General features: G+C 71.6%; 17 protein-coding genes. 9 read left to right on the forward strand and 8 right to left on the reverse strand.

The window, feature by feature from the left end; genetic code table 11:
- Nucleotides 1-43: 43 nt before the first annotated feature.
- Nucleotides 44-1,066 (reverse strand): substrate-binding domain-containing protein, encoded by a 1,023-nt coding sequence (locus ACFZDI_RS13685; RefSeq protein WP_391250262.1) that lies wholly within the window; start codon nucleotides 1,064-1,066, stop codon nucleotides 44-46.
- Between the two features lie 87 nt (nucleotides 1,067-1,153).
- A complete protein-coding gene (locus ACFZDI_RS13690) occupies nucleotides 1,154-2,578 on the reverse strand; it encodes a BNR-4 repeat-containing protein (protein ID WP_391250264.1) in 1,425 nt (474 codons plus the stop codon).
- A 371-nt stretch (nucleotides 2,579-2,949) separates the two neighbouring features.
- Between ACFZDI_RS13690 and rhaI the strand changes: the two genes are divergently transcribed.
- The 6 genes from rhaI to ACFZDI_RS13720 all read left to right on the forward strand — a co-directional run bounded on the left by rhaI (nucleotide 2,950) and on the right by ACFZDI_RS13720 (nucleotide 10,651).
- Complete coding sequence (gene rhaI / locus ACFZDI_RS13695) at nucleotides 2,950-4,110, forward strand: L-rhamnose isomerase (protein ID WP_391250266.1); 1,161 nt, start codon at nucleotides 2,950-2,952, stop codon at nucleotides 4,108-4,110.
- Between the two features lie 105 nt (nucleotides 4,111-4,215).
- Nucleotides 4,216-6,258: a bifunctional aldolase/short-chain dehydrogenase gene (locus ACFZDI_RS13700; protein ID WP_391250268.1), complete on the forward strand. Its 2,043-nt coding sequence runs from the start codon at nucleotides 4,216-4,218 to the stop codon at nucleotides 6,256-6,258.
- The gene (locus tag ACFZDI_RS13705; RefSeq protein ID WP_391250271.1) at nucleotides 6,255-7,703 is read left to right on the forward strand and encodes an FGGY-family carbohydrate kinase; all 1,449 of its coding nucleotides are present in this window, start codon (nucleotides 6,255-6,257) and stop codon (nucleotides 7,701-7,703) included. The genes ACFZDI_RS13700 and ACFZDI_RS13705 overlap by 4 nt, the downstream gene beginning before the upstream one ends.
- A gap of 70 nt (nucleotides 7,704-7,773) precedes the next feature.
- Nucleotides 7,774-8,529, forward strand: a complete 756-nt coding sequence (locus tag ACFZDI_RS13710; protein ID WP_391250273.1) for a heterodisulfide reductase-related iron-sulfur binding cluster — start codon at nucleotides 7,774-7,776, stop codon at nucleotides 8,527-8,529.
- Entirely contained in the window at nucleotides 8,526-10,004 is a 1,479-nt protein-coding gene (locus ACFZDI_RS13715; RefSeq protein ID WP_391250275.1) for a LutB/LldF family L-lactate oxidation iron-sulfur protein, read from the forward strand. The genes ACFZDI_RS13710 and ACFZDI_RS13715 overlap by 4 nt, the downstream gene beginning before the upstream one ends.
- Entirely contained in the window at nucleotides 10,001-10,651 is a 651-nt protein-coding gene (locus ACFZDI_RS13720) for an LUD domain-containing protein (protein WP_391250277.1), read from the forward strand. The genes ACFZDI_RS13715 and ACFZDI_RS13720 overlap by 4 nt, the downstream gene beginning before the upstream one ends.
- Here ACFZDI_RS13720 and ACFZDI_RS13725 read toward each other — a convergent pair.
- Together ACFZDI_RS13725 and ACFZDI_RS13730 are read right to left on the reverse strand one after the other, a co-directional pair.
- Nucleotides 10,627-11,421 (reverse strand): SDR family oxidoreductase, encoded by a 795-nt coding sequence (locus ACFZDI_RS13725; RefSeq protein WP_391250279.1) that lies wholly within the window; start codon nucleotides 11,419-11,421, stop codon nucleotides 10,627-10,629. The genes ACFZDI_RS13720 and ACFZDI_RS13725 overlap by 25 nt on opposite strands.
- Nucleotides 11,422-11,635: 214 nt before the next feature.
- Nucleotides 11,636-12,208, reverse strand: coding sequence for a TetR family transcriptional regulator (locus ACFZDI_RS13730; RefSeq protein WP_391250281.1), 573 nt, complete (start codon nucleotides 12,206-12,208; stop codon nucleotides 11,636-11,638).
- A gap of 194 nt (nucleotides 12,209-12,402) precedes the next feature.
- Between ACFZDI_RS13730 and ACFZDI_RS13735 the strand changes: the two genes are divergently transcribed.
- Both ACFZDI_RS13735 and ACFZDI_RS13740 read left to right on the forward strand, forming a co-directional pair.
- Nucleotides 12,403-13,260, forward strand: coding sequence for a MoxR family ATPase (locus ACFZDI_RS13735; RefSeq protein WP_361112266.1), 858 nt, complete (start codon nucleotides 12,403-12,405; stop codon nucleotides 13,258-13,260).
- Complete coding sequence (locus tag ACFZDI_RS13740; RefSeq protein ID WP_391250283.1) at nucleotides 13,257-14,615, forward strand: VWA domain-containing protein; 1,359 nt, start codon at nucleotides 13,257-13,259, stop codon at nucleotides 14,613-14,615. The genes ACFZDI_RS13735 and ACFZDI_RS13740 overlap by 4 nt, the downstream gene beginning before the upstream one ends.
- On the opposite strand, the gene ACFZDI_RS13745 is transcribed toward ACFZDI_RS13740, so the two are convergent.
- The 4 genes from ACFZDI_RS13745 to ACFZDI_RS13760 form a co-directional block, all read right to left on the reverse strand.
- Nucleotides 14,616-15,320, reverse strand: coding sequence for an SDR family oxidoreductase (locus ACFZDI_RS13745; protein ID WP_391250285.1), 705 nt, complete (start codon nucleotides 15,318-15,320; stop codon nucleotides 14,616-14,618).
- A 96-nt stretch (nucleotides 15,321-15,416) separates the two neighbouring features.
- The gene (locus ACFZDI_RS13750; protein WP_234845809.1) at nucleotides 15,417-15,776 is read right to left on the reverse strand and encodes a cupin domain-containing protein; all 360 of its coding nucleotides are present in this window, start codon (nucleotides 15,774-15,776) and stop codon (nucleotides 15,417-15,419) included.
- Nucleotides 15,777-15,915: 139 nt separating this feature from the next.
- On the reverse strand, nucleotides 15,916-16,893 hold the full coding sequence (locus ACFZDI_RS13755) for a threo-3-hydroxy-L-aspartate ammonia-lyase (protein WP_234845810.1): 978 nt from the start codon (nucleotides 16,891-16,893) through the stop codon (nucleotides 15,916-15,918).
- Nucleotides 16,890-17,570, reverse strand: a complete 681-nt coding sequence (locus ACFZDI_RS13760) for a PAS domain-containing protein (RefSeq protein ID WP_391250288.1) — start codon at nucleotides 17,568-17,570, stop codon at nucleotides 16,890-16,892. The genes ACFZDI_RS13755 and ACFZDI_RS13760 overlap by 4 nt, the downstream gene beginning before the upstream one ends.
- A gap of 530 nt (nucleotides 17,571-18,100) precedes the next feature.
- Here ACFZDI_RS13760 and ACFZDI_RS13765 point away from each other — a divergent pair.
- Nucleotides 18,101-19,483 (forward strand): FAD-binding protein, encoded by a 1,383-nt coding sequence (locus tag ACFZDI_RS13765; protein WP_391250290.1) that lies wholly within the window; start codon nucleotides 18,101-18,103, stop codon nucleotides 19,481-19,483.
- Nucleotides 19,484-19,485: the final 2 nt, after the last annotated feature.

Consider the following 19,485-nt stretch of genomic DNA (forward strand, 5'->3'; position numbering starts at 1 on the left):
TGAGCCCTTCGATCATGAAATCTTGCTGAACCGCCGTTCAGGCTCAGCGGGCGGACAGGCTGGAGCGGCGGACCACCAGCTCGGGCTGGAGGACGATCCTCCGGTGCTCGTGTGCGCGCGCCGCGCCCCCCTCCGTCTCCTCCAGGAGCAGCTCGGCGGCCAGGGCGCCCATGGCGACGGCGGGCTGCCGCACCGAGGTGAGCGGGACGGCAGCGGCGGCGGCGAACTCGATGTCGTCGTAGCCGACGATGGCGAGGTCGTCGGGGACACCGACGCCGGCCGCGTACATGGCTTGCAGGAGGCCGAGGGCGAGGAGGTCGTTGGCGCAGAACACGGCGGTGGGCCGGTCCGCCAGCCCGAGCAGCCGGGCCCCGGCGTCCCGTCCCGCGGCGACGTCCAGCCGTTCGGTGGGCAGCTCACGCAGCGCGTCGGGGCCGAGCCCGGCCTCGGCGAGGGCTTCGAGGGCGCCAGTGCGGCGGTCACTGACCTGGTTCAGGCCGGGCGGGCCGCTGACGTAGGCGATCGAGCGGTGCCCGGCCTCGACGAGGTGGCGTACGGCCAGGGCGCCGCCCCTCACGTCGTCGACGGAGACCGAGCACTCGGTGGTGCCCTCGGCGACCCGGTCGACCAGGACGAACGGGATGCCGTGCCGGCGGAACGTCTCGATGTTGCGGCCGGTCGCGTCGGCCGGGGTGAGCAGCACACCGCGCACCCGCTGCTCGGCGAAGAGCGACAGGTACTCGGCCTCCTCGCCGGGGTTCTGGGCGCTGTTGCAGACCATGACGCCGAGTCCGGCCTGCCGGGCGGCGCGCTCGGCACCGCGCGCGACGTCGACGAAGAAGGGGTTGCCCATGTCGAGGACGAGCAGCCCCATGATGCGGCTGCGGCCCGCGCGCAGCTGGCGCGCGGACTCACTGCGGACGTAGCCGAGCCGGTCTATCGCGGACAGCACCCGGGCCCGGGTCTCGGTCGCGACCGCGTCCGGGCGGTTGATCACGTTGGAGACCGTGCCGACGGAGACTCCGGCGACGCGTGCGACGTCCTTGATACCCACCGGCTGGGCCATCGGGCAGGGACCTCCAGAGGGAGACGAGGGGGCGGCGGGCGGGGCGGTTTCACATTACCGGCACGCCGCACCGGGGACCGGTCGCGGTCAGGCGGGCAGCCGGAAGTCGACGACGTGCAGCGCCGAGGGGGTCGTCCCGCTGGACTTCTCCTGGTACATGAACGACAGCACGCCGTCCTGCGCGACCCGTGTCTCGTCGATGACGACCTCGCCGAAGGCATTGAGGCCGCTGCCGTCGAAGAGGATCTTCCAGTCGGTGTACCCGGAGGCCGCGGAGGCCCCGGCGATCCTGCCGAAGGGGAAGACCGCGTACGCGTTGTCGTACGTGTCCAGGATGAGTTTGGTGCGCTGGCTGGAGTCGAGAGGTACCGGTATCTCGGTCTTCTGCCAGGTGCCGGAGGCGTTCCTGCGGACGTGGAAGGCACGGCCGTCGGCGGTCCGGTCCGCGACGTAGCTCGTGGTGCACTGGCCGAAGCGGCCGGGGACGTAGGAGATGATCGCGTGCGGCCGGCCCGCGGAGTCGGTGAACTGGCTCTCCTGGTTCATCAGACAGTGGTCGGGGTTGAGCGGGTCGATCACCAGACCGGCGTCGGTCACGGACACCTGGTCGGAGCCTCCGGTGACGCCGACGACGGTGCCGGCGTCGTTGCGCCAGGTGCGGCCCCGGTCGTCGGAGTGGACATAGCCGGTGTCGTGGTTGGTGATGCCGCCGCTGCTGCACATCACGGCGCCGTTCTGCTCGCGCCAGGTGAAGAAGGAGTGCAGCCGGCCGTTGCGGTCGTAGTCGATGCCGTGCAGGTACATGTTGCGGGCGGTGGAGGAGCCGTGCTCGCTGGTGTACGTGCCGGTGGAGCTCGACCACTCGCCGAGGTCGGTCCACTTCATGCCGTCGTACTCGGCGAGGGCGTTGCGCCCGTTGCCGGAGACGGCGACGCGGTAGCTCAGCTGGAGCTTGCTCTCGGGCGTGGACACGAACTGCGGGTAGGTGAACCGGGAGGTGAGGGCCAGCCCGTCCAGGGTCGCCCGGGGCGCCCCGAAGCGACTGGCGGTCCAGCTCAGCCCGCCGGGGTCGTCCATCAGCCCGGCGACCGACTTGACGTAGGTGAAGCCGTCGCTGTGGGAGTCCATGATGAGGTGCAGGCGGCCGTCGACCTCGGAGACGCCCATGCAGATGACGTTGTGGGAGTCGTCGTAGCGCAGGGTGTGACCGACCTTCACGGTCGACCAGGTGCTGCCGCCGAGGGCGCGACGGCCGGCGACGGCGTTGCGGTCTGCGGTGTACCAGACGGCGTACTGGTGGCCCTTGCAGGTCAGCAGGCCGTTCTTCTGGAACGCGTTGTTGTTGACCAGCCCGTCGTACGACACGAAGAAGATCGCCCGGCCGTCGAGGGTGGTGGTGCCGGTCCGGGTGACGGAGGGGCCGGGGTCGGCGGCCCGCGCGGCGCCGGAGGCCAGAGCGGGGGTCACCACAGCACCCGTGAGGGCGGCGGCCGGCAGGGTACGTCGGTGCATCTCGTGGACTCCGTCGTCGTGCGAAGTGGAACTCTTCCGTGAGCGGTTTCGGGCGTTGACGCCGGTGGTCTCCGTGCCGGCCTGGGCGGCGGCGAAGTCCGGGCTCCTCGACGACGTCGGCGGGTCGGCCCTCAGACGTCGTGAAAGGTTTCAACCGGGTTGCCGGGACGTTAGGCGGGCCGCGCATGTCACGTCAATGGGTCCCGGTCGAAAAGGTCTTGGGGCCGGTTCAAGAGCAGGATCGCGCCCAATGGGTCACCGGGAATCGTCTCGGCCGGAGGGGTTGACACCCCTTCGGGGGGTCCATAGCTTCGCGTCATGAATCGTTTCATTCAGTAAGTCGTCACGACCCGATGTCACAGGAGCCTGACGTGACCGAGCTCGCCGCGGCGAAGGCCGCTCTCAAAACACAGGCCGTCGAAACGCCGTCGTGGGCGTACGGCAACTCGGGCACGCGGTTCAAGGTCTTCGCACAGGAGGGCGTGCCGCGCACCCCGTTCGAGAAGCTGGACGACGCGGCGAAGGTGCACGAGTTCACCGGCGTCGCCCCGACGGTGGCCCTGCACATTCCGTGGGACGAGGTCGACGACTACGCGGCGCTGGCGAAGCACGCCGAGCAGCGGGGCGTGAAGCTAGGGGCGATCAACTCCAACACCTTCCAGGACGACGCCTACAAGCTCGGGAGCATCTGTCATCCGGAGGCCTCCGTGCGGAGCAAGGCCGTCGATCACCTGCTGGAGTGCGTCGACATCATGGATGCGACGGGCTCGACGGATCTGAAGCTGTGGTTCGCCGACGGGACGAACTATCCCGGCCAGGACGACATCCGGGGGCGGCAGGACCGGCTGGCCGAGGGGCTCGCCGAGGTCTACGAGCGGCTCGGGGACGGGCAGCGGATGCTGCTGGAGTACAAGTTCTTCGAGCCGGCGTTCTACACGACGGACGTGCCCGATTGGGGCACCGCCTACGCCCACTGCCTGAAGCTCGGCCCGAAGGCGCAGGTCGTCGTCGACACGGGGCATCACGCCCCGGGGACCAACATCGAGTTCATCGTGGCAACGCTGCTGCGGGAGGGGAAGCTCGGCGGGTTCGACTTCAACTCGCGGTTCTACGCGGACGACGACCTGATGGTCGGGGCGGCGGATCCGTTCCAGCTCTTCCGGATCATGTACGAGGTCGTGCGGGGCGGTGGGTTCACGCCCGAGGTCGCGTTCATGCTCGACCAGTGCCACAACATCGAGGCGAAGATTCCGGCGATCATCCGGTCGGTGATGAATGTGCAGGAGGCCACGGCGAAGGCGCTGCTGGTCGATGGGAAGGCGCTGGAGGCGGCGCAGCGCGGTGGGGATGTGCTGGAGGCCAATGCGGTGCTGATGGATGCGTACAACACGGATGTGCGGCCGTTGTTGCGGGAGGTGCGGGAGGAGATGGGGCTGGATCCGGAGCCTCTTGCCGCGTACCGGCGGTGCGGGTGGGCCGAGCGGATCGTCGCCGAGCGGGTGGGTGGGCAGCAGGCCGGTTGGGGAGCCTGAGCGTCTGCCGGGTTCTGTTCGATGCAGGCTGCGGACCGGTTGTGGCTGGTCGCGCAGTTCCCCGCGCCCCTGAGATAAACACTCTCCGTTGCAAAGGAACTGTTCATGGCTGTTCATCCCGCAGCTGACGCTCTGCTCGTACGGTCGCACCGGCTCGGGGCCGATCCCCGGAACACCAACTACGCGGGAGGCAACGCCTCCGCCAAGGGCGTCGGGACGGATCCCGTCACCGGTGGGGACGTCGAGCTGATGTGGGTCAAGGGGTCCGGTGGGGATCTCGGGACGTTGACCGAGGGCGGGCTCGCCGTGCTGCGGCTCGACCGGATGCGGGCCCTCGTCGACGTCTATCCCGGTGTCGAACGCGAGGACGAGATGGTCGCCGCGTTCGACTACTGCCTGCACGGGAAGGGCGGGGCCGCCCCGCCGTCCATCGACACCGCCATGCACGGGCTGGTCGAGGCCGCGCACGTCGATCATCTGCACCCGGACTCGGGGATCGCGCTGGCCTGCGCCGCCGACGGGGAGAAGCTGACCTCCGAGTGCTTCGGGGACAGCGTGGTGTGGGTGCCGTGGCGGCGGCCGGGGTTCCAGCTGGGACTGGACATCGCCGCCGCGCAGAGGGGCAACCCGCAGGCCGTGGGGTGCGTTCTCGGCGGGCACGGAATCACGGCCTGGGGGGAGACCTCCGAGGAGTGCGAGCGTAACTCGCTGCACATCATCCGGACCGCCGAGAAGTTCCTCGCGGAGCGGGGCGAGGCCGAGCCCTTCGGACCCGTGATCGAGGGGTACGCCGCGCTGAGCGCCGGTGAGCGGCGGGAGCGGGCCGCCGCGCTCGCCCCGTACGTGCGGGCCGTCGCCTCGCAGGACCGGCCGCAGGTGGGGCACTTCGACGACTCCCGGGCCGTGCTCGACTTCCTCGCGAGCGCCGAACACCCGCGGCTCGCCGCGCTCGGCACCTCCTGCCCGGACCACTTCCTGCGCACCAAGGTCCGGCCGCTGGTCCTGGACCTGCCGCCGAGCGCCCCGCTGGAGGAGGCGATCGCGCGGCTGAAGGAGCTGCACGCCGAGTACCGCGAGGAGTACGCCGCCTACTACCGGCGGCACGCCGGGCCCGACTCCCCCGCCATGCGCGGCGCCGACCCGGCGATCGTGCTGATCCCGGGCGTGGGCATGTTCTCCTTCGGCAAGGACAAGCAGACCGCCCGGGTCGCGGGCGAGTTCTACGTCAACGCCATCAACGTGATGCGCGGGGCCGAGGCCGTGTCCGCCTACGCGCCGATCGAGGAGTCCGAGAAGTTCCGCATCGAGTACTGGGCGCTGGAGGAGGCCAAGCTCCGGCGAATGCCGAGGCCCAAGGCCCTGGCGACCCGGGTGGCGCTGGTGACGGGTGCCGGCAGCGGGATCGGGAAGGCCGTCGCGCACCGGCTCGTGGCCGAGGGCGCGTGCGTGGTCGTCGCCGATCTCCACGCGCAGAACGCCGCCGCCGTCGCCGAGGAGCTGGGCGGGCCCGACAAGGCCGTCGCCGTGACGGTGGACGTCACGTCCGAGGAGCAGATCGCCGAGGCGTTCCGGGAGGCCGTGCTGGCCTTCGGCGGAGTGGACCTCGTCGTCAACAACGCGGGGATCTCGATCTCCAAGCCGCTGCTGGAGACCTCCGCCGAGGACTGGGACGTCCAGCACGACATCATGGCGCGCGGGTCGTTCCTCGTGTCCCGGGAGGCGGCCCGGGTGATGATCGCCCAGGAACTGGGCGGTGACATCGTCTACATCGCCTCGAAGAACGCCGTGTTCGCCGGCCCCCACAACATCGCCTACTCCGCCACCAAGGCCGACCAGGCCCACCAGGTGCGGCTGCTCGCGGCCGAGCTGGGCGAGTTCGGCATCCGCGTCAACGGCGTCAACCCGGACGGTGTGGTGCGCGGCTCGGGGATCTTTGCCGGCGGGTGGGGCGCCCAGCGGGCCGCCGTGTACGGGGTGGAGGAGGAGAAGCTGGGTGAGTTCTACGCGCAGCGGACCATCCTCAAGCGGGAGGTGCTCCCCGAGCACGTGGCCAACGCGGTCTTCGCGCTGACCGGCGGGGACCTCACCCACACGACGGGGCTGCACGTCCCGGTCGACGCCGGCGTCGCCGCCGCCTTCCTGCGATGAGCGCGAGCGTGACGTCGTACGCCGCGGTCGACCTCGGCGCGTCGAGCGGGCGTGTCATGGTCGGCCGGGTCGGCCTCGACTCGCTGGAGCTGAGCGAGGCCCACCGCTTCCCCAACCGGCCGGTGCGCGTGCCCGAGGGGCTGCGCTGGGACGTGCTCGGCCTGTACGCCGGAGTCCTGGACGGGCTGCGGGCGGCGGGGCAGGTCGACTCCGTCGGCATCGACAGCTGGGCCGTGGACTACGGACTGCTGGATGAGGACGGGGCACTGCTCGGCAACCCCGTGCACTACCGCGACGCCCGGACGCAGGGTGTCGCGGAGAAGGTGTGGGCGACCGTGCCCGCCGCGGAGCTGTATGCCGCGACCGGGTTGCAGTACGCGCCCTTCAACACCCTGTACCAGGTGACCGCCGCCCGGTCGACGGCCCAACTCGCCCAGGCCCGGCGACTGTTGCTGATGCCGGACCTGCTGACGTACTGGCTGACCGGCGAGCAGGGCACGGAACTCACCAACGCGTCCACGACCCAGCTGATCGACCCGCGCACCCGCGACTGGGCGTACGGCGTCGCGGAGCGCCTCGGTATCGACCTCGGGCTGTTCGCTCCCCTGCGGCGGCCCGGTGATCCGGCGGGGGTGCTGCGGCCCGAGGTGCTGGAGGAGACGGGACTGACCGGTCCCGTGCCGGTGACCGCCGTCGGGTCCCACGACACCGCGTCGGCGGTCGCCGCCGTCCCCGCGCCGGACGAGCGGTTCGCCTACATCTGCACCGGCACCTGGTCGCTGGCCGGCCTGGAGCTGGACGCGCCGGTGCTGACCGAGGAGAGCCGGGCCGCCAACTTCACCAATGAGCTGGGGCTGGACGGCACCGTCCGCTACCTGCGCAACATCATGGGGCTGTGGCTGCTCCAGGAGTGCGTACGGGCCTGGGGCGACCCGGATCTCGGCAGGCTGCTGCTGGAGGCGTCCAAGGCGCCGGCACTGCGGTCGGTCGTGGACGCGTCCGACGCGGCGTTCCTCGCGCCCGGGCGGATGCCGGAGCGGATCGCCGAGGCGTGCCGGGTCTCGGGGCAGCCGGTGCCGCAGTCCCCGGCCGAGGTGACGCGCTGCATCCTCGACTCCCTCGCCCTCGCGCACCGCAAGGCCGTCCGGGACGCCGAGCGGCTCGCCGGGCACCCGGTCGAGGTCGTGCACATGGTCGGCGGCGGTACGCGCAACGCCCTGCTGTGCCAGCTCACCGCCGACGCGTGCGGTCTGCCGGTGGTGGCCGGGCCCACCGAGGCGGCGGCGCTGGGGAACGTGCTGGTCCAGGCGCGGTCGGACGGGCTGGTCGGTGACCTGGCCGGAATGCGGCGGCTGCTCGTCAACACGCAGCCCCTCACGGCGTACGAGCCCCGGGGCGGAACAGGGCGGTGGCACGCCGCGCAGGCCCGGCTGGCCGGCCACTGACGGGGTCTGCCTCGGGCCTCGGCCGCCTACTACGCTGCACACGTCCGATGATCGAGCACGAGGAGCCGTGATGCGTGTCGCCCTGTTCCTGACCTGCGTCAACGACACGCTGTATCCGGACACCGGGCGCGCGGTGGTGAAACTGCTGACCAGACTGGGTGTCGAGGTCGACTTCCCGAGGGCGCAGACCTGCTGCGGGCAGGCGCACTACAACACCGGATACCGCTATGAGGCCGAGCCGCTCGCCCGGCACTTCTCCGATGTCTTCGGGGAGTACGAGGCGATCGTGACGCCCTCCGGGTCGTGCGGGGCGATGGTGCGGGAACTGTATCCGCGGATGGGTGAGCGGGCCCGGGCCGAGGGACGCGGGGACACCCTCGCGGCCACGCTGGCGCCGGTGGTGCCCAAGACGTACGAGCTGACGGAGTTCCTGGTCGACGTGCTGGGCGTGACGGACGTCGGGGCGTACTACCCGCACAAGGTGACCTACCACCCGACCTGCCACGGGCTGCGCGGACTCGGACTGGGCGAGCGGCCGCGGCGGCTGCTGCGGTCGGTGAAGGGGCTGGAGCTCGTCGAGCTGCCGGGCGCGGACGAGTGCTGCGGGTTCGGTGGCACCTTCGCGCTGAAGAACCCGGACGTCTCGGCGGCGATGGGCACCGACAAGGTGCGCAACGCCGAGTCGACCGGCGCCGAGGTGCTGTGCGCGGCCGACAACTCCTGCCTGATGCACATCGGCGGCACGATGACCCGGCTGCGGACCGGCATGCGGCCGGTGCACATCGCGGAGATCCTGGCGAGCACGGAGGAGGAACCGGCCGTATGAGCGGGACGTATCTCGGCATGCCGGCGTTTCCGGAGGCCGCGCGGGAGGCCGTGGCGAACACGACCCTGCGCGGCAATCTGCGGCACGCCACGCACACCATCCGCGCCAAGCGGGCGAAGGCCGTCGCGGAGGTGTCCGACTGGGCCGGACTGCGCGAGGCGGGCAAGCAGATCAAGGACCACACGCTGCGCCATCTCGACCGCTATCTCGTCCAGTTGGAGGAGTCGGTCACCGCCGCGGGCGGCGTGGTGCACTGGGCCGCCGACGCGGACGAGGCCAACGAGATCGTCATCCGGCTCGTGAAGACGACCGGGGAGTCGGAGGTCGTCAAGGTCAAGTCGATGGCCACGCAGGAGATCGGGCTCAACGAGGCGCTTCAGGCCGAGGGCATCCACGCCTACGAGACCGATCTGGCCGAGCTGATCGTGCAGTTGGGCAAAGACCGGCCCTCGCACATCCTGGTCCCGGCCATCCACCGCAACCGGGGCGAGATCCGGGACATCTTCGCCCGCGAGATGAGCGAGTGGGGGCGCCCCGCTCCCGAGGGCCTGACCGACTCCCCGGCAGAACTGGCCGAGGCCGCCCGCCTGCACCTGCGGGAGAAGTTCCTGCGGGCCAAGGTCGGCATCTCCGGCGCCAACTTCATGGTCGCCGACACGGGCACGCTCGTGGTCGTGGAGTCCGAGGGCAACGGCCGAATGTGCCTGACGCTGCCCGAGACGCTGATCTCGGTCGTCGGCATCGAGAAGGTCGTGCCGACATGGCAGGACCTGGAGGTCTTCCTGCAGACGCTCCCCCGCTCCTCGACCGCCGAGCGCATGAACCCGTACACCTCCACCTGGACCGGCACCACCGACCAGGACGGTCCGAGCGCCTTCCACCTGGTACTGCTGGACAACGGCCGCACCGACACCCTCGCCGACGAGGTGGGCCGGCAGGCCCTGCGCTGCATCCGCTGCTCGGCCTGCCTCAACGTGTGCCCGGTGTACGAACGGGCCGGCGGCCACGCCTACGGCTCGGTGTACCCGGGTCCGATCGGCGCGATCCTCAGCCCCCAACTGCGGGGCACGGGCAGTGAGATCGACGCCTCACTGCCGTACGCCTCGTCGCTGTGCGGGGCGTGTTACGAGGTGTGCCCGGTCGCCATCGACATCCCCGAGGTGCTGGTGCATTTGCGGGAGCGGGTGGTGCAGGGCGGTGAGGTCACGCGGGCGGGCAACAAGGTGGTGCTGCGGCCGGCGAAGGGGCATGCCGCCGAGCGGACGGCGATGCGTGCGGCGCGCTGGGCGTTCTCGCACGCGGGCGCGCTGCGCGCCGGCCAGCGCGCCGCCTCCCGGACGCGCCGCTTCCATCCCCGGACGCTGCCCGGCCCGGGCCGGGCCTGGAGCGGGACCCGGGACCTGCCCCCGGTCCCCGCCGAACCGTTCCGGGACTGGTGGCAGCGCACACACGGCGGGAAGGGCGGGGCCAAGTGAACAGCAGGGAACGGATCCTGGGGCGGGTACGGCGCGCGCTGGCGGACGCACCGGCCGACGAGGAGCCGATCGCGCGGGACTACCTGCGCGAGCACGGGCGGCGGACCGTCGCGGAGACGGTGGAGCTGCTCGCCGAGAACCTGGCGGACTACCGGGCTCTCGTGCACCGCACGGACACCGGCGGGCTGGCCGGTCTGATCGCGGGGCTGCTGGAGAAACGCGGGTCGGCGTCGGTGCTGGTGCCGCCCGGGCTGGACGAGGAGTGGCTCGCCGCGACCGGGGTGAAACGGGTGGCGGACCGGGCCGAGAGCACCCCGGCCGAACTGGACCGGGTGGACAGTGTGGTGACGGCCTGTGCGGTCGCGATCGCCGAGACCGGCACCCTGGTGCTGGACGGCTCACCCGACCAGGGCCGCCGCCGGATCACCCTCGTCCCGGACCACCACATCTGTGTGGTGCGGGTGCCCGATCAGGTCGTGTCGTCCGTGCCGCAGGGGCTGGAACGCCTCGACCCGGCCCGTCCGCTGACGTGGATCTCGGGCCCGTCGGCGACCAGTGACATCGAGCTGGACCGGGTCGAGGGGGTGCACGGTCCGCGCACCCTGGAGGTGGTGCTGGTGAGTCAGGGCAGGATCGAGTCCACGTAGCCCCCGTCGACCCGCAGGGCACCGCCCGTGGTCGCCGAGGCGTGGTCGGAGGCGAGGTAGACGACCATGTTGGCGATCTCCTCTGGCTCGATCAGCCGCTGGAGCAGGGACTGCGGCCGGTGCTGCCGCATGAACGCGCGCTGGGCCTCGTCCCAGGGCAGGTCGCGGTCGACCAGCTGGTAGACGAAGTCCTCGACGCCGCCGGTGTGGGTCGGTCCCGCGATGACCGAGTTCACCGTGACTCCAGTGCCGGCGGCCTGTTTGGCGAAGCCACGGCTCACCGCGAGCAGGGCGGTCTTCGACATGCCGTAGTGGATCATCTCGGCGGGGATGACGACCGCCGAGTCGCTGGCGACGTTCTGCACCCGCCCCCAGCCGCGTTCGGTCATGCCGGGCAGGACGAGCCGGGTGAGGCGCACCGCGGACAGGACGTTGACCTCGAAGTAGCGGCGCCACTCCTCGTCGCTGATCTCCAAGGGGTCGGCGGACTCGAAGACGCCGAGGTTGTTGACGAGGATGTCCACCTGTCCCAGCGCGTCCACCGCCTGCCGTGCGCCCTCGTCGGTGGTGACGTCGGCGGCGAGGGGCACCAGCTCGGCACCGGGCACGTCACCCCGCATACGCTCCACGGCGTCCTGCACCCGCCCGCGTGAGCGGCCGTTGACCCCCACCCGGGCGCCCGACCGGGCCAGACCGGCGGCGATCGCGGCGCCGATGCCCTGTGTGGAACCGGTGACCAGGGCGGTGCGGCCCTTCAGATCGATCTGCATGCGGTGTCAGCCCTCTCCGTACGGGAGTGATCGGGTACCCCGCGGGTGCCGCCGCGTGCGTCCCGCGACACGGGTTCTGGAGCCAGTGTGGTCACGGCCCCTCCCCGGCACGTCGAGGACGGAACACAGGGCGTGTCGCCGATCGACGTGCGCGGTCGGTCCCGCCGCGGAGCCGGGCGGGCGGCACGCCGGACCGGCTGCGCGTCCTGCCCGGTCAGCGGGCGCCGGAGGCGTCCAGCAGCGCGGTCACGGTCGTCGTGGTCAGACCGTCCAGTGTCTCGATCCCGGCGCCGGCCCGGGCGCTGGCCCCGTCGAAGACCAGCATCAGCTGACGGGCCAGCAGCTTCGCGTCCCGCGCCCCGCCCTCCTCGGCCTGCGTACGGAAGAAGCCCAGCAGCCACTCCTTGGCCCCGCGGGCCACGGCACTCGCCGGGTGCTCGGGATCCTTCAGTTCGACCAGGGCGGCGAGATAGGGACAGCCCTGGTAGACGGGCTCGGCGGAAGCCTTCTCCAGCCGCTGGAAGACGCCCAGGATCCTGTCGCGCGGGCTGCCGTCCTGCTCCTGCGGTCCGGGGGCCAGCCGCTGCTCGTACTCCGGCAGCCGCCGGGCCAGGCTCGCCGCCAGGACCTCGTCCTTGCTTCCGAAGAGCTGGTACATGGACCGCTTCGAGACCCCGGCGCTCCGGCACAGCGTCTCGACACCGAGGGAGACGCCCTCGCGGTAGAACAACTCGGCGGCCGCGTCGAGGAGCCGGTCCCGGGTGGACGCCTTGTCGGTTGTGGCCATACGGGCGAGAGTACCCGGCCCGACACTCAGGGGAAACCGATCGGTTTAACCCTTGGTCCGGATCCGGGGGAACCGCCCGCCCGGTGTCGGTCTTGTCGCCTGCCCCGAGAAGAACCCCGTGACAGCACGGGTGAACAAGCGCTTAGATAGTGCCCTGCCCGTCCTACCGAAGCCGCCGTCCCAGGAGGCCACCGTTGTTCACATCCGTCGACGACGTCTCCGCGCGCCTCGCCGAGGCCGGATACCTCGCGTCCCGGGCCGTCGCCACGACCGTCTTCCTCGCCGACCGGCTCGGCAAGCCGCTCCTGGTGGAGGGACCCGCCGGCGTCGGCAAGACGGAACTCGCCAAGGCCGTCGCCGAGGTCGCCGGGGCCCGGCTGGTCCGCCTGCAGTGCTACGAAGGGGTCGACGAGTCCCGCGCCCTGTACGAGTGGAACCACGCCAAGCAGCTCCTGCGCATCAGCGCGGGCCGCGACGAGACGTGGGACGAGGCCCGTACGGACATCTTCAGCGAGGAGTTCCTGCTCACCCGGCCGTTGCTGACGGCCATCCGGGGCGACGACCCCAAGGTGCTGCTGATCGACGAGACGGACAAGGCGGACGTCGAGGTGGAGGGCCTGCTGCTGGAGGTGCTCAGCGACTTCCAGGTGACCGTCCCCGAACTGGGCACCATCACGGCGACGCGCCGCCCGTTCGTCGTCCTCACCTCCAACGCGAGCCGGGAGCTGTCCGAGGCGCTGCGCCGACGCTGCCTCTTCCTGCACATCGGGTTCCCCGAGGAGGAGCTGGAGCGCCGGATCGTACGGCTGAAGGTGCCGGGCCTCGACGAGACACTGGCCCGTTCGGTCGTCCGGGTCGTGGGCGCGCTGCGGGCGATGGACCTGCGCAAGGAGCCGTCGGTCGCCGAGACCGTCGACTGGGCGCACACTCTGCTGGCGCTCGGCGCCGAGTCGCTGGACGAGACCGTCGTGCGGGCCACGCTCGGGGTGCTCCTCAAGCACCAGGACGACGTCCTCAAGGCGTCCGCCAAGCTCGACCTGGACGCCCTGTGACCACGCAGGCGGGCGTCGCCGAGCGGCTGACGTCCCTGGTCGGGGCGTTGCGCGCGCACGGTGTGCGGATCGGCACCGGCGAGACGGTCGACGCGGCACGGGCCGTCGGGGAGCTCGGCCTCGCCGACCGGGAGCTGCTGCGCGAGGGAATCGCGGCGACGCTGCTGCACGGGCCCGCCCAACGGCAGGTGTTCGACGCGGTCTTCGACCTGTACTTCCCGCGCGGGGTCGGCGGCCCGGAGCAGCCGGCGGCGGGGCGTGAGGAGCTGCGGGACCGGCTGGCCGACGCGCTGGCCGCCGACGACCGGGCGATGCTGGGCCGGCTGGCCATCGAGGCGGTCGACGGGTTCGGCGGGTACGGTTCCTCGCCGGAGTCGGACGGCTGGTCGTCGTACCAGGCACTCGAACGGCTGCGGCCGCAGACGCTGATGGCCCGCGTGCGGGACACCGTCCGTGGGCAGGGCGGCGCCACGGGGTTCACGGACCGGTTGCTGGAGGACGAGATCCGGCGGCGCATCGATGCCTTCCGCGCCCTGGTGGCCGCCGAGGCGCGGCGGCGGGTCGCCGAGCGGCGCGGCCGCGACGAGATCGCCCGGCGGGCGGTGGCCCCGACCGCGGACCGGCTCGACTTCCTGTTCGCCGGGCAGGACCGGCTCGCCGAGCTGCGCAGGACGGTGCAGCCCCTGGCGCGCAAGCTCGCGACCCGGCTGGCGGCCCGGCGTCGTCGCGCCGCGCGGGGCGCGATCGATCTGCGGCGGACCCTGCGCGGTTCGCTGTCGACGGGCGGAGTGCCGATGAAGCCCGTGCTGCGCGCACGGCGTCCCGCCCGGCCCGAGCTGGCGCTGCTGTGCGATGTGTCGGGGTCGGTCTCCGGCTTCTCCGATTTCACGATGCTGCTGGTGCAGGCGCTGCACGACCAGTTCAGCAAGGTGCGCGTGTTCGCCTTCGTCAACCGGATCGACGAGGTGACCGGGCTGCTGGAGCACGGGCGGGCCGACCCGGAAGGGCTGGGCGCCCGCATCCAGGCGGAGGCGGCGGTCACGGGTTACCACGGCAGCAGCGACTACGGCATGGCGCTGGGCGAGTTCGCCGAGCGGTACGCGGACGCGGCCGGTTCCCGCACGACGGTGTTCGTCCTCGGTGACGCCCGTACGAACCGGAGCGACCCGAATCTGCCGGCCCTGCGGCAGATCGCCGAGCGCGCCCGTCGCGTCCACTGGCTCAACCCCGAGCAGCGCTCCCGCTGGGGTACGGGCGACTCGGTGGCGCCCGCCTACGCCGAGCTGGTCGAGATGCACGAGTGCCGCAACGCCCGGCAGTTGAGCGCGCTGGTGGCGCGGCTGCTGCCGGTGTGATCAGGCGGCGGCGAGCTGCGGGTAGAGGGCGGCGGGGTCGGCTGCCAGTCCGGCCTTGACCTGCCGCGACAGGTCGTCGGCGAGGACCTCGTAGGCGCCGGACGCGATGCCGTCGAGGGCCTGGGCCGCGACGGAGCGGGCGGTGGACTTGGGCGCGTCGACCCCGGCGGTCATGTCCGTGTCGACGTAGCCGACATGGAGGCCGGTGACGTCGATCCCGCGCGGCTTCAGGTCCAGGCGCAGCGAGTTGGTCTGTGACCAGAACGCGGCCTTGGAGGCGCTGTAGGAGCCGGCCAGGCCGATCCAGGACAGCACGGAGTGGACGTTGAGGATGTGGCCGCCGCCGTTGCGTTCGATGACGGGGACGAAGGCCCGGGTCACCAGGAGCGGCCCGTAGAAGTTGGTCTCGAACTCGCGGCGCACGTCCTCGACGGGCGAGTCGAGGAAGTTCGCGTTCACCGACGCGCCGGCGTTGTTGAGCAGCAGGGTGACGTCCTGTGCCCGCTCGGCCGCCGCGGCGACGGACACGGGGTCGGTCACCTCCAGCGCCAGCGGCACGGCGTCGGGGTGCGTGACGGTGCGCGGGTCGCGGGCCGTCGCGTACACCTTCCGCGCGCCTCGCTCGTACAGGGCCTCGACCAGCGCCCGGCCGATGCCGCGGCTGCCGCCGGTGACCAGGGCGACGGAACCTTCGATGGCGGTCATGGGAGTCCCTCTCTTCGCTCACAGCTCGGAAACCGATCGGTTTCCCATGCCGGGAAGCGTAAACCGATCGGTTTCCGAGAGCAAGGGCAGGACTCGCTACTCCTGCTTCGCGTACTCCTTCGCCGTCTGTCCCTCGAAGTCGTAGACCACGACCTGCTCGTCACCCACGACCCAGGCGTCATGGCCGGGCGAGACGACGAAGACGTCGCCGGGACCGACCTCGGCCTCCCCGCCGTCGTCCATGCGGATGTGCATGCGGCCCTGTGCCATGTAGCAGTAGTGGTGCATCTGGCAGGTCGAGGTGCCCGCGATCGGGGCCAGGGACTCCGTCCAGCGCCAGCCGGGCTCGAAGGTGGCCACCGCGAAGTCGAGCTCCGTCATGTGGATGGCTTCGAGGTGGCCGCGCGGGAAATCACGCCGTTCATCGGGCTTGTCGAGCGTCTTCACTTCCAGCATGACGCGCTCCCTTCCGGCCGCGACGCACCGCGGCCGGGGCCGGCTCTCCCCGGGCCCTGGACACCGCGGTGGGCGGCCGGCCCGCTACTACTCAATCGTCCGCCTCGCCACCTGGGGCCGCCATTCGGGGAACGCCCCCTCAGCCGCCGCTGCCGCAGAGCTCGGCGAAGCGCCCGGCGTCGACGTTCCCACCGGAGACGACGACGCCGACGCGGCGCGGCAGTGCGCCCGCCCGGCCGGTGAGCAGGGCCGCCAGAGGCGTCGCACCACTCGGCTCGACGACGATCTTCAGACGCTCGAAGGCGAACCGCATCGCGTCCCGGATCTCGTCATCGGTGACCAGGACGACCTCGTCGAGGAGCCGCCTGTTGACCGAGAACGTCAGCTCACCCGGGGTGTGCAGGGCCTGGCCGTCGGCGATGGTCCGCGGGACGGGGATACTGACGCGCCGGCCCGCCTCCAGGGAGCGTTTCGTGTCGTCCCCCGCCTCCGGCTCGACGCCCACGGTCCGGATGCCGGGGTGCAGGCCCTTGGCCGCCGTGGCACTGCCCGCCATCAGCCCGCCGCCACCGACCGGTGTCAGCAGCGCGCCCAACTCTCCGGTTTCCTCCAGCAGTTCGAGGGCGGCCGTGCCCTGCCCCGCCATGACGTGGGGGTGTTCGTAGGGCGGGATGAGCGCCAGGCCCCGCTCGGCGGCGAGGGCCTCGCCGATCGCGACCCTGTCTTCGGTGTAGCGGTCGTACGTGACGATCTCGGCGCCGTAGCCGACGGTGGCGGCCCGCTTCGACGGCGGCGCGTCCTCCGGCATGACGATGACGGCGGTCGTGCCCAGCTCCCGGGCGGCCAGGGCGACGGCCTGCGCGTGGTTGCCGGACGAGTAGGCGGCGACGCCGCGGGACAGCTGCTCGGGGGTGAGGCGGGAGACGGCGTTGTAGGCGCCGCGGAACTTGAAGGCGCCCACGCGCTGGAAGTTCTCGCACTTGAGGAAGACCTCGGCTCCGGCGAGCGCGTCCAGGGTACGGGAGCGCAGCACGGGCGTGCGGTGGGCGACGCCCTTGAGCCGTGCCGCGGCGTCCCGGACGTCGTCGAGGGTGACCGGTGGGGTCGTGGTCGTCACGTGGAGCCTCCGGTGGAAGTGTCGTGGGCGGCCCTGGCGCGGGACAGGTAGTTGTAGGCGGAGGCGCGGGAGATGCCGAGCCGGGCGGCGACCTGTTCGACGGCACCGCGCACGGCGAACACCCCACGGGCGTCCAGCCCGTCGAACAGCTCCACGCGCTCCGCACGGTCCAACTCCGCCCAGCTGCCCCGCTGCTTGGACCGGTGGGCGTCGACGAGGGCGTCGACCACGGAGTCGATGTCGTTGCCGAAGGTGGTGGTGGGCAGCTCCGCCGGGGCGGCGCCGAGGCCGGCGAGCGCGCCGAGCAGGTCGTGGACCCGGGTGACGGCACCGACGTCCACGTTGACGCACAGGGCGCCGAACACGGCTCCGGTGGAGTCCCGGAGCACCATCGTGGAGGACTTCACCAGCGTCCCGTCGCGGGTGCGGGTGACGTAGTTCAGCTCGTCGGACGCCGCGCCGCCGCGGGCGAGGACCCGCATGCCGATCTCGCTCATGGCGCCGCCGACCTGCCGCCCGGTCACCGCTCCGGCCACGGCGACCACCGACTTCTCCGGGTGCCGGTAGTCGTGCAGCACGACGTCGCAGACCGGCCCGAAGGTCGCAGCGATCCCTTCGACGACCGGCTTCAGCGCGGCGAGGATCGCGTCCCGCTCAGCGTCCGGACCGTTGTCCATGCCCGCCCCCTTTCACCCTCATCACTTTAGACCATGCGTCCAGGAGTTGGATAGACAGTCCAAACAATCTCATCAGTCGGCAACGGTTTTCACATGACTCCGACCGTCACCCGCATGTGACATGGGTTCCGATCTGGTGTGATGTCCGCCGATCACCCCTGTGCCGCACGCGCGGCGCGCGGTGGTACGAGCGGCTTGGTGTGCGGACCGAGATCCCGGCAGCGGCCGGGCCGGGACGCACAGGTCGGCGGCCCGGCCCGGTGCGAAGGGCGCGTCGGAACCGGCCCGGCCCCGGCCGACTCGGGGCGGCGCAGTTCGGCCCGTCCCCTGCGGACATCGTCGGCTGAGCCGCCCATCGAAGGGTCCGCTCCCACTTCGTCAACGGCGTAAAAGTTGCCGGCGGAGGTCACCCTGGCCTGAGGCGGGCCACGGCCCCCGCCGCCGGCGACGCGTGCTCCGGACATGCGTCGTTCCCCGGCCGGCGGGAGCCTGGTGATGTAGGCACGGGCACGCGTCCCGAGGAGATCGTCATGGACACCGCCACCCTGGAAGACATGCGCACCACGCTGCGGGGGCCGGTGATCGGCCCACGGGACGACGGCTACGACCAGGCCCGCAAGATCTACAACGCGATGATCGACAAACGGCCCGCCGCCCTCGTGCCCTGCACGGACACCGCCGACGTGATGGCCGCGGTCGGCTACGTCCGCGACCACGGCCTGGAACTCGCCGTGCGGGGCGGCGGGCACAGCGGCCCCGGCCTGTGCCTGGTGGACGACGGTGTGACCATCGACCTCTCGCCGATGCGCTGGGTGCGGGTCGACCCGGAGGCGCGGACCGCCGAGGTCGGCGGCGGCAGCCACCTCGGCGACCTCGATCACGCCACCCAGGCGTTCGGTCTCGCCACCCCCACCGGCATCATCTCCATGACGGGCGTCGGGGGCCTGACCCTCGGCGGCGGCCACGGCTACCTCACCCGCAAGTACGGGCTGACCGTGGACAACCTGATCGCCGCGGACGTGGTGCTGGCCGACGGCAGCTTCGTCACCACGAACGAGACCGAACACCCTGACCTCTTCTGGGCCCTGCGGGGTGGCGGCGGCAACTTCGGCATCGCGACCTCCCTCACCTACCGGCTGCACCCGGTGGGCACGGTCGGGGTCGGGGTGACGGTCTGGCCGGTCGACAGCACCCGTGAAGTGCTCGCCTGGTACCGCGAGTTCCTCCCGCAGGCGCCCGAGGACGTCTACGGCTTCTTCGCCGTCCTCGTCGTCCCGCCCGGCCCGCCCTTCCCCGAGGAACTCCACGGCAAGAAGGTGTGCGGCATCGTGTGGTGCTGCACGGGTGACCTCGACGGGCTCGACGACACCCTCTCGGTGGTGAACGACGCGGGCCGGCCCGCCTTCCACTTCACCACGCCGATGCCGTACGACGCGTTTCAGGGCATGTTCGACGAACTGATCCCGACCGGCTACCAGTGGTACTGGCGGGGCGACTTCTTCGACCGCATCCCCGACGCCGCCCTGGACGTGCACCTCGAGTACGGCCGGAGCAATCCCACGCCGCTGTCGCTCATGCACCTCTACCCGGTCGACGGAGCCGCCCACCGGGTCGGCCCCGACGACACCGCGTGGAGCTACCGGGACGCGCTCTGGTCCGGCGTGTTCGCCGGTGTCGATCCCGACCCGGCCAACGCCGACACGATCAGGCGGTGGTGCGTGGGCTACCAGGAGGCCCTGCACCCGTACTCGATGGGCGCCTCGTACGTGAACTTCATGGGCGCGGGCGAGGGTCAGGAACGGGTCCGGGCGACGTACCGCGACCACTACGACCGGCTCGCCCGGGTCAAGCGGACCTACGACCCGGACAACCTCTTCCACGCCAACCAGAACATCGAACCGGCGCGCGCCTGACA

Source organism: Streptomyces sp. NPDC007907, from assembly GCF_042959365.1.
In the GTDB taxonomy this organism is placed as follows: domain Bacteria; phylum Actinomycetota; class Actinomycetes; order Streptomycetales; family Streptomycetaceae; genus Streptomyces; species Streptomyces indiaensis.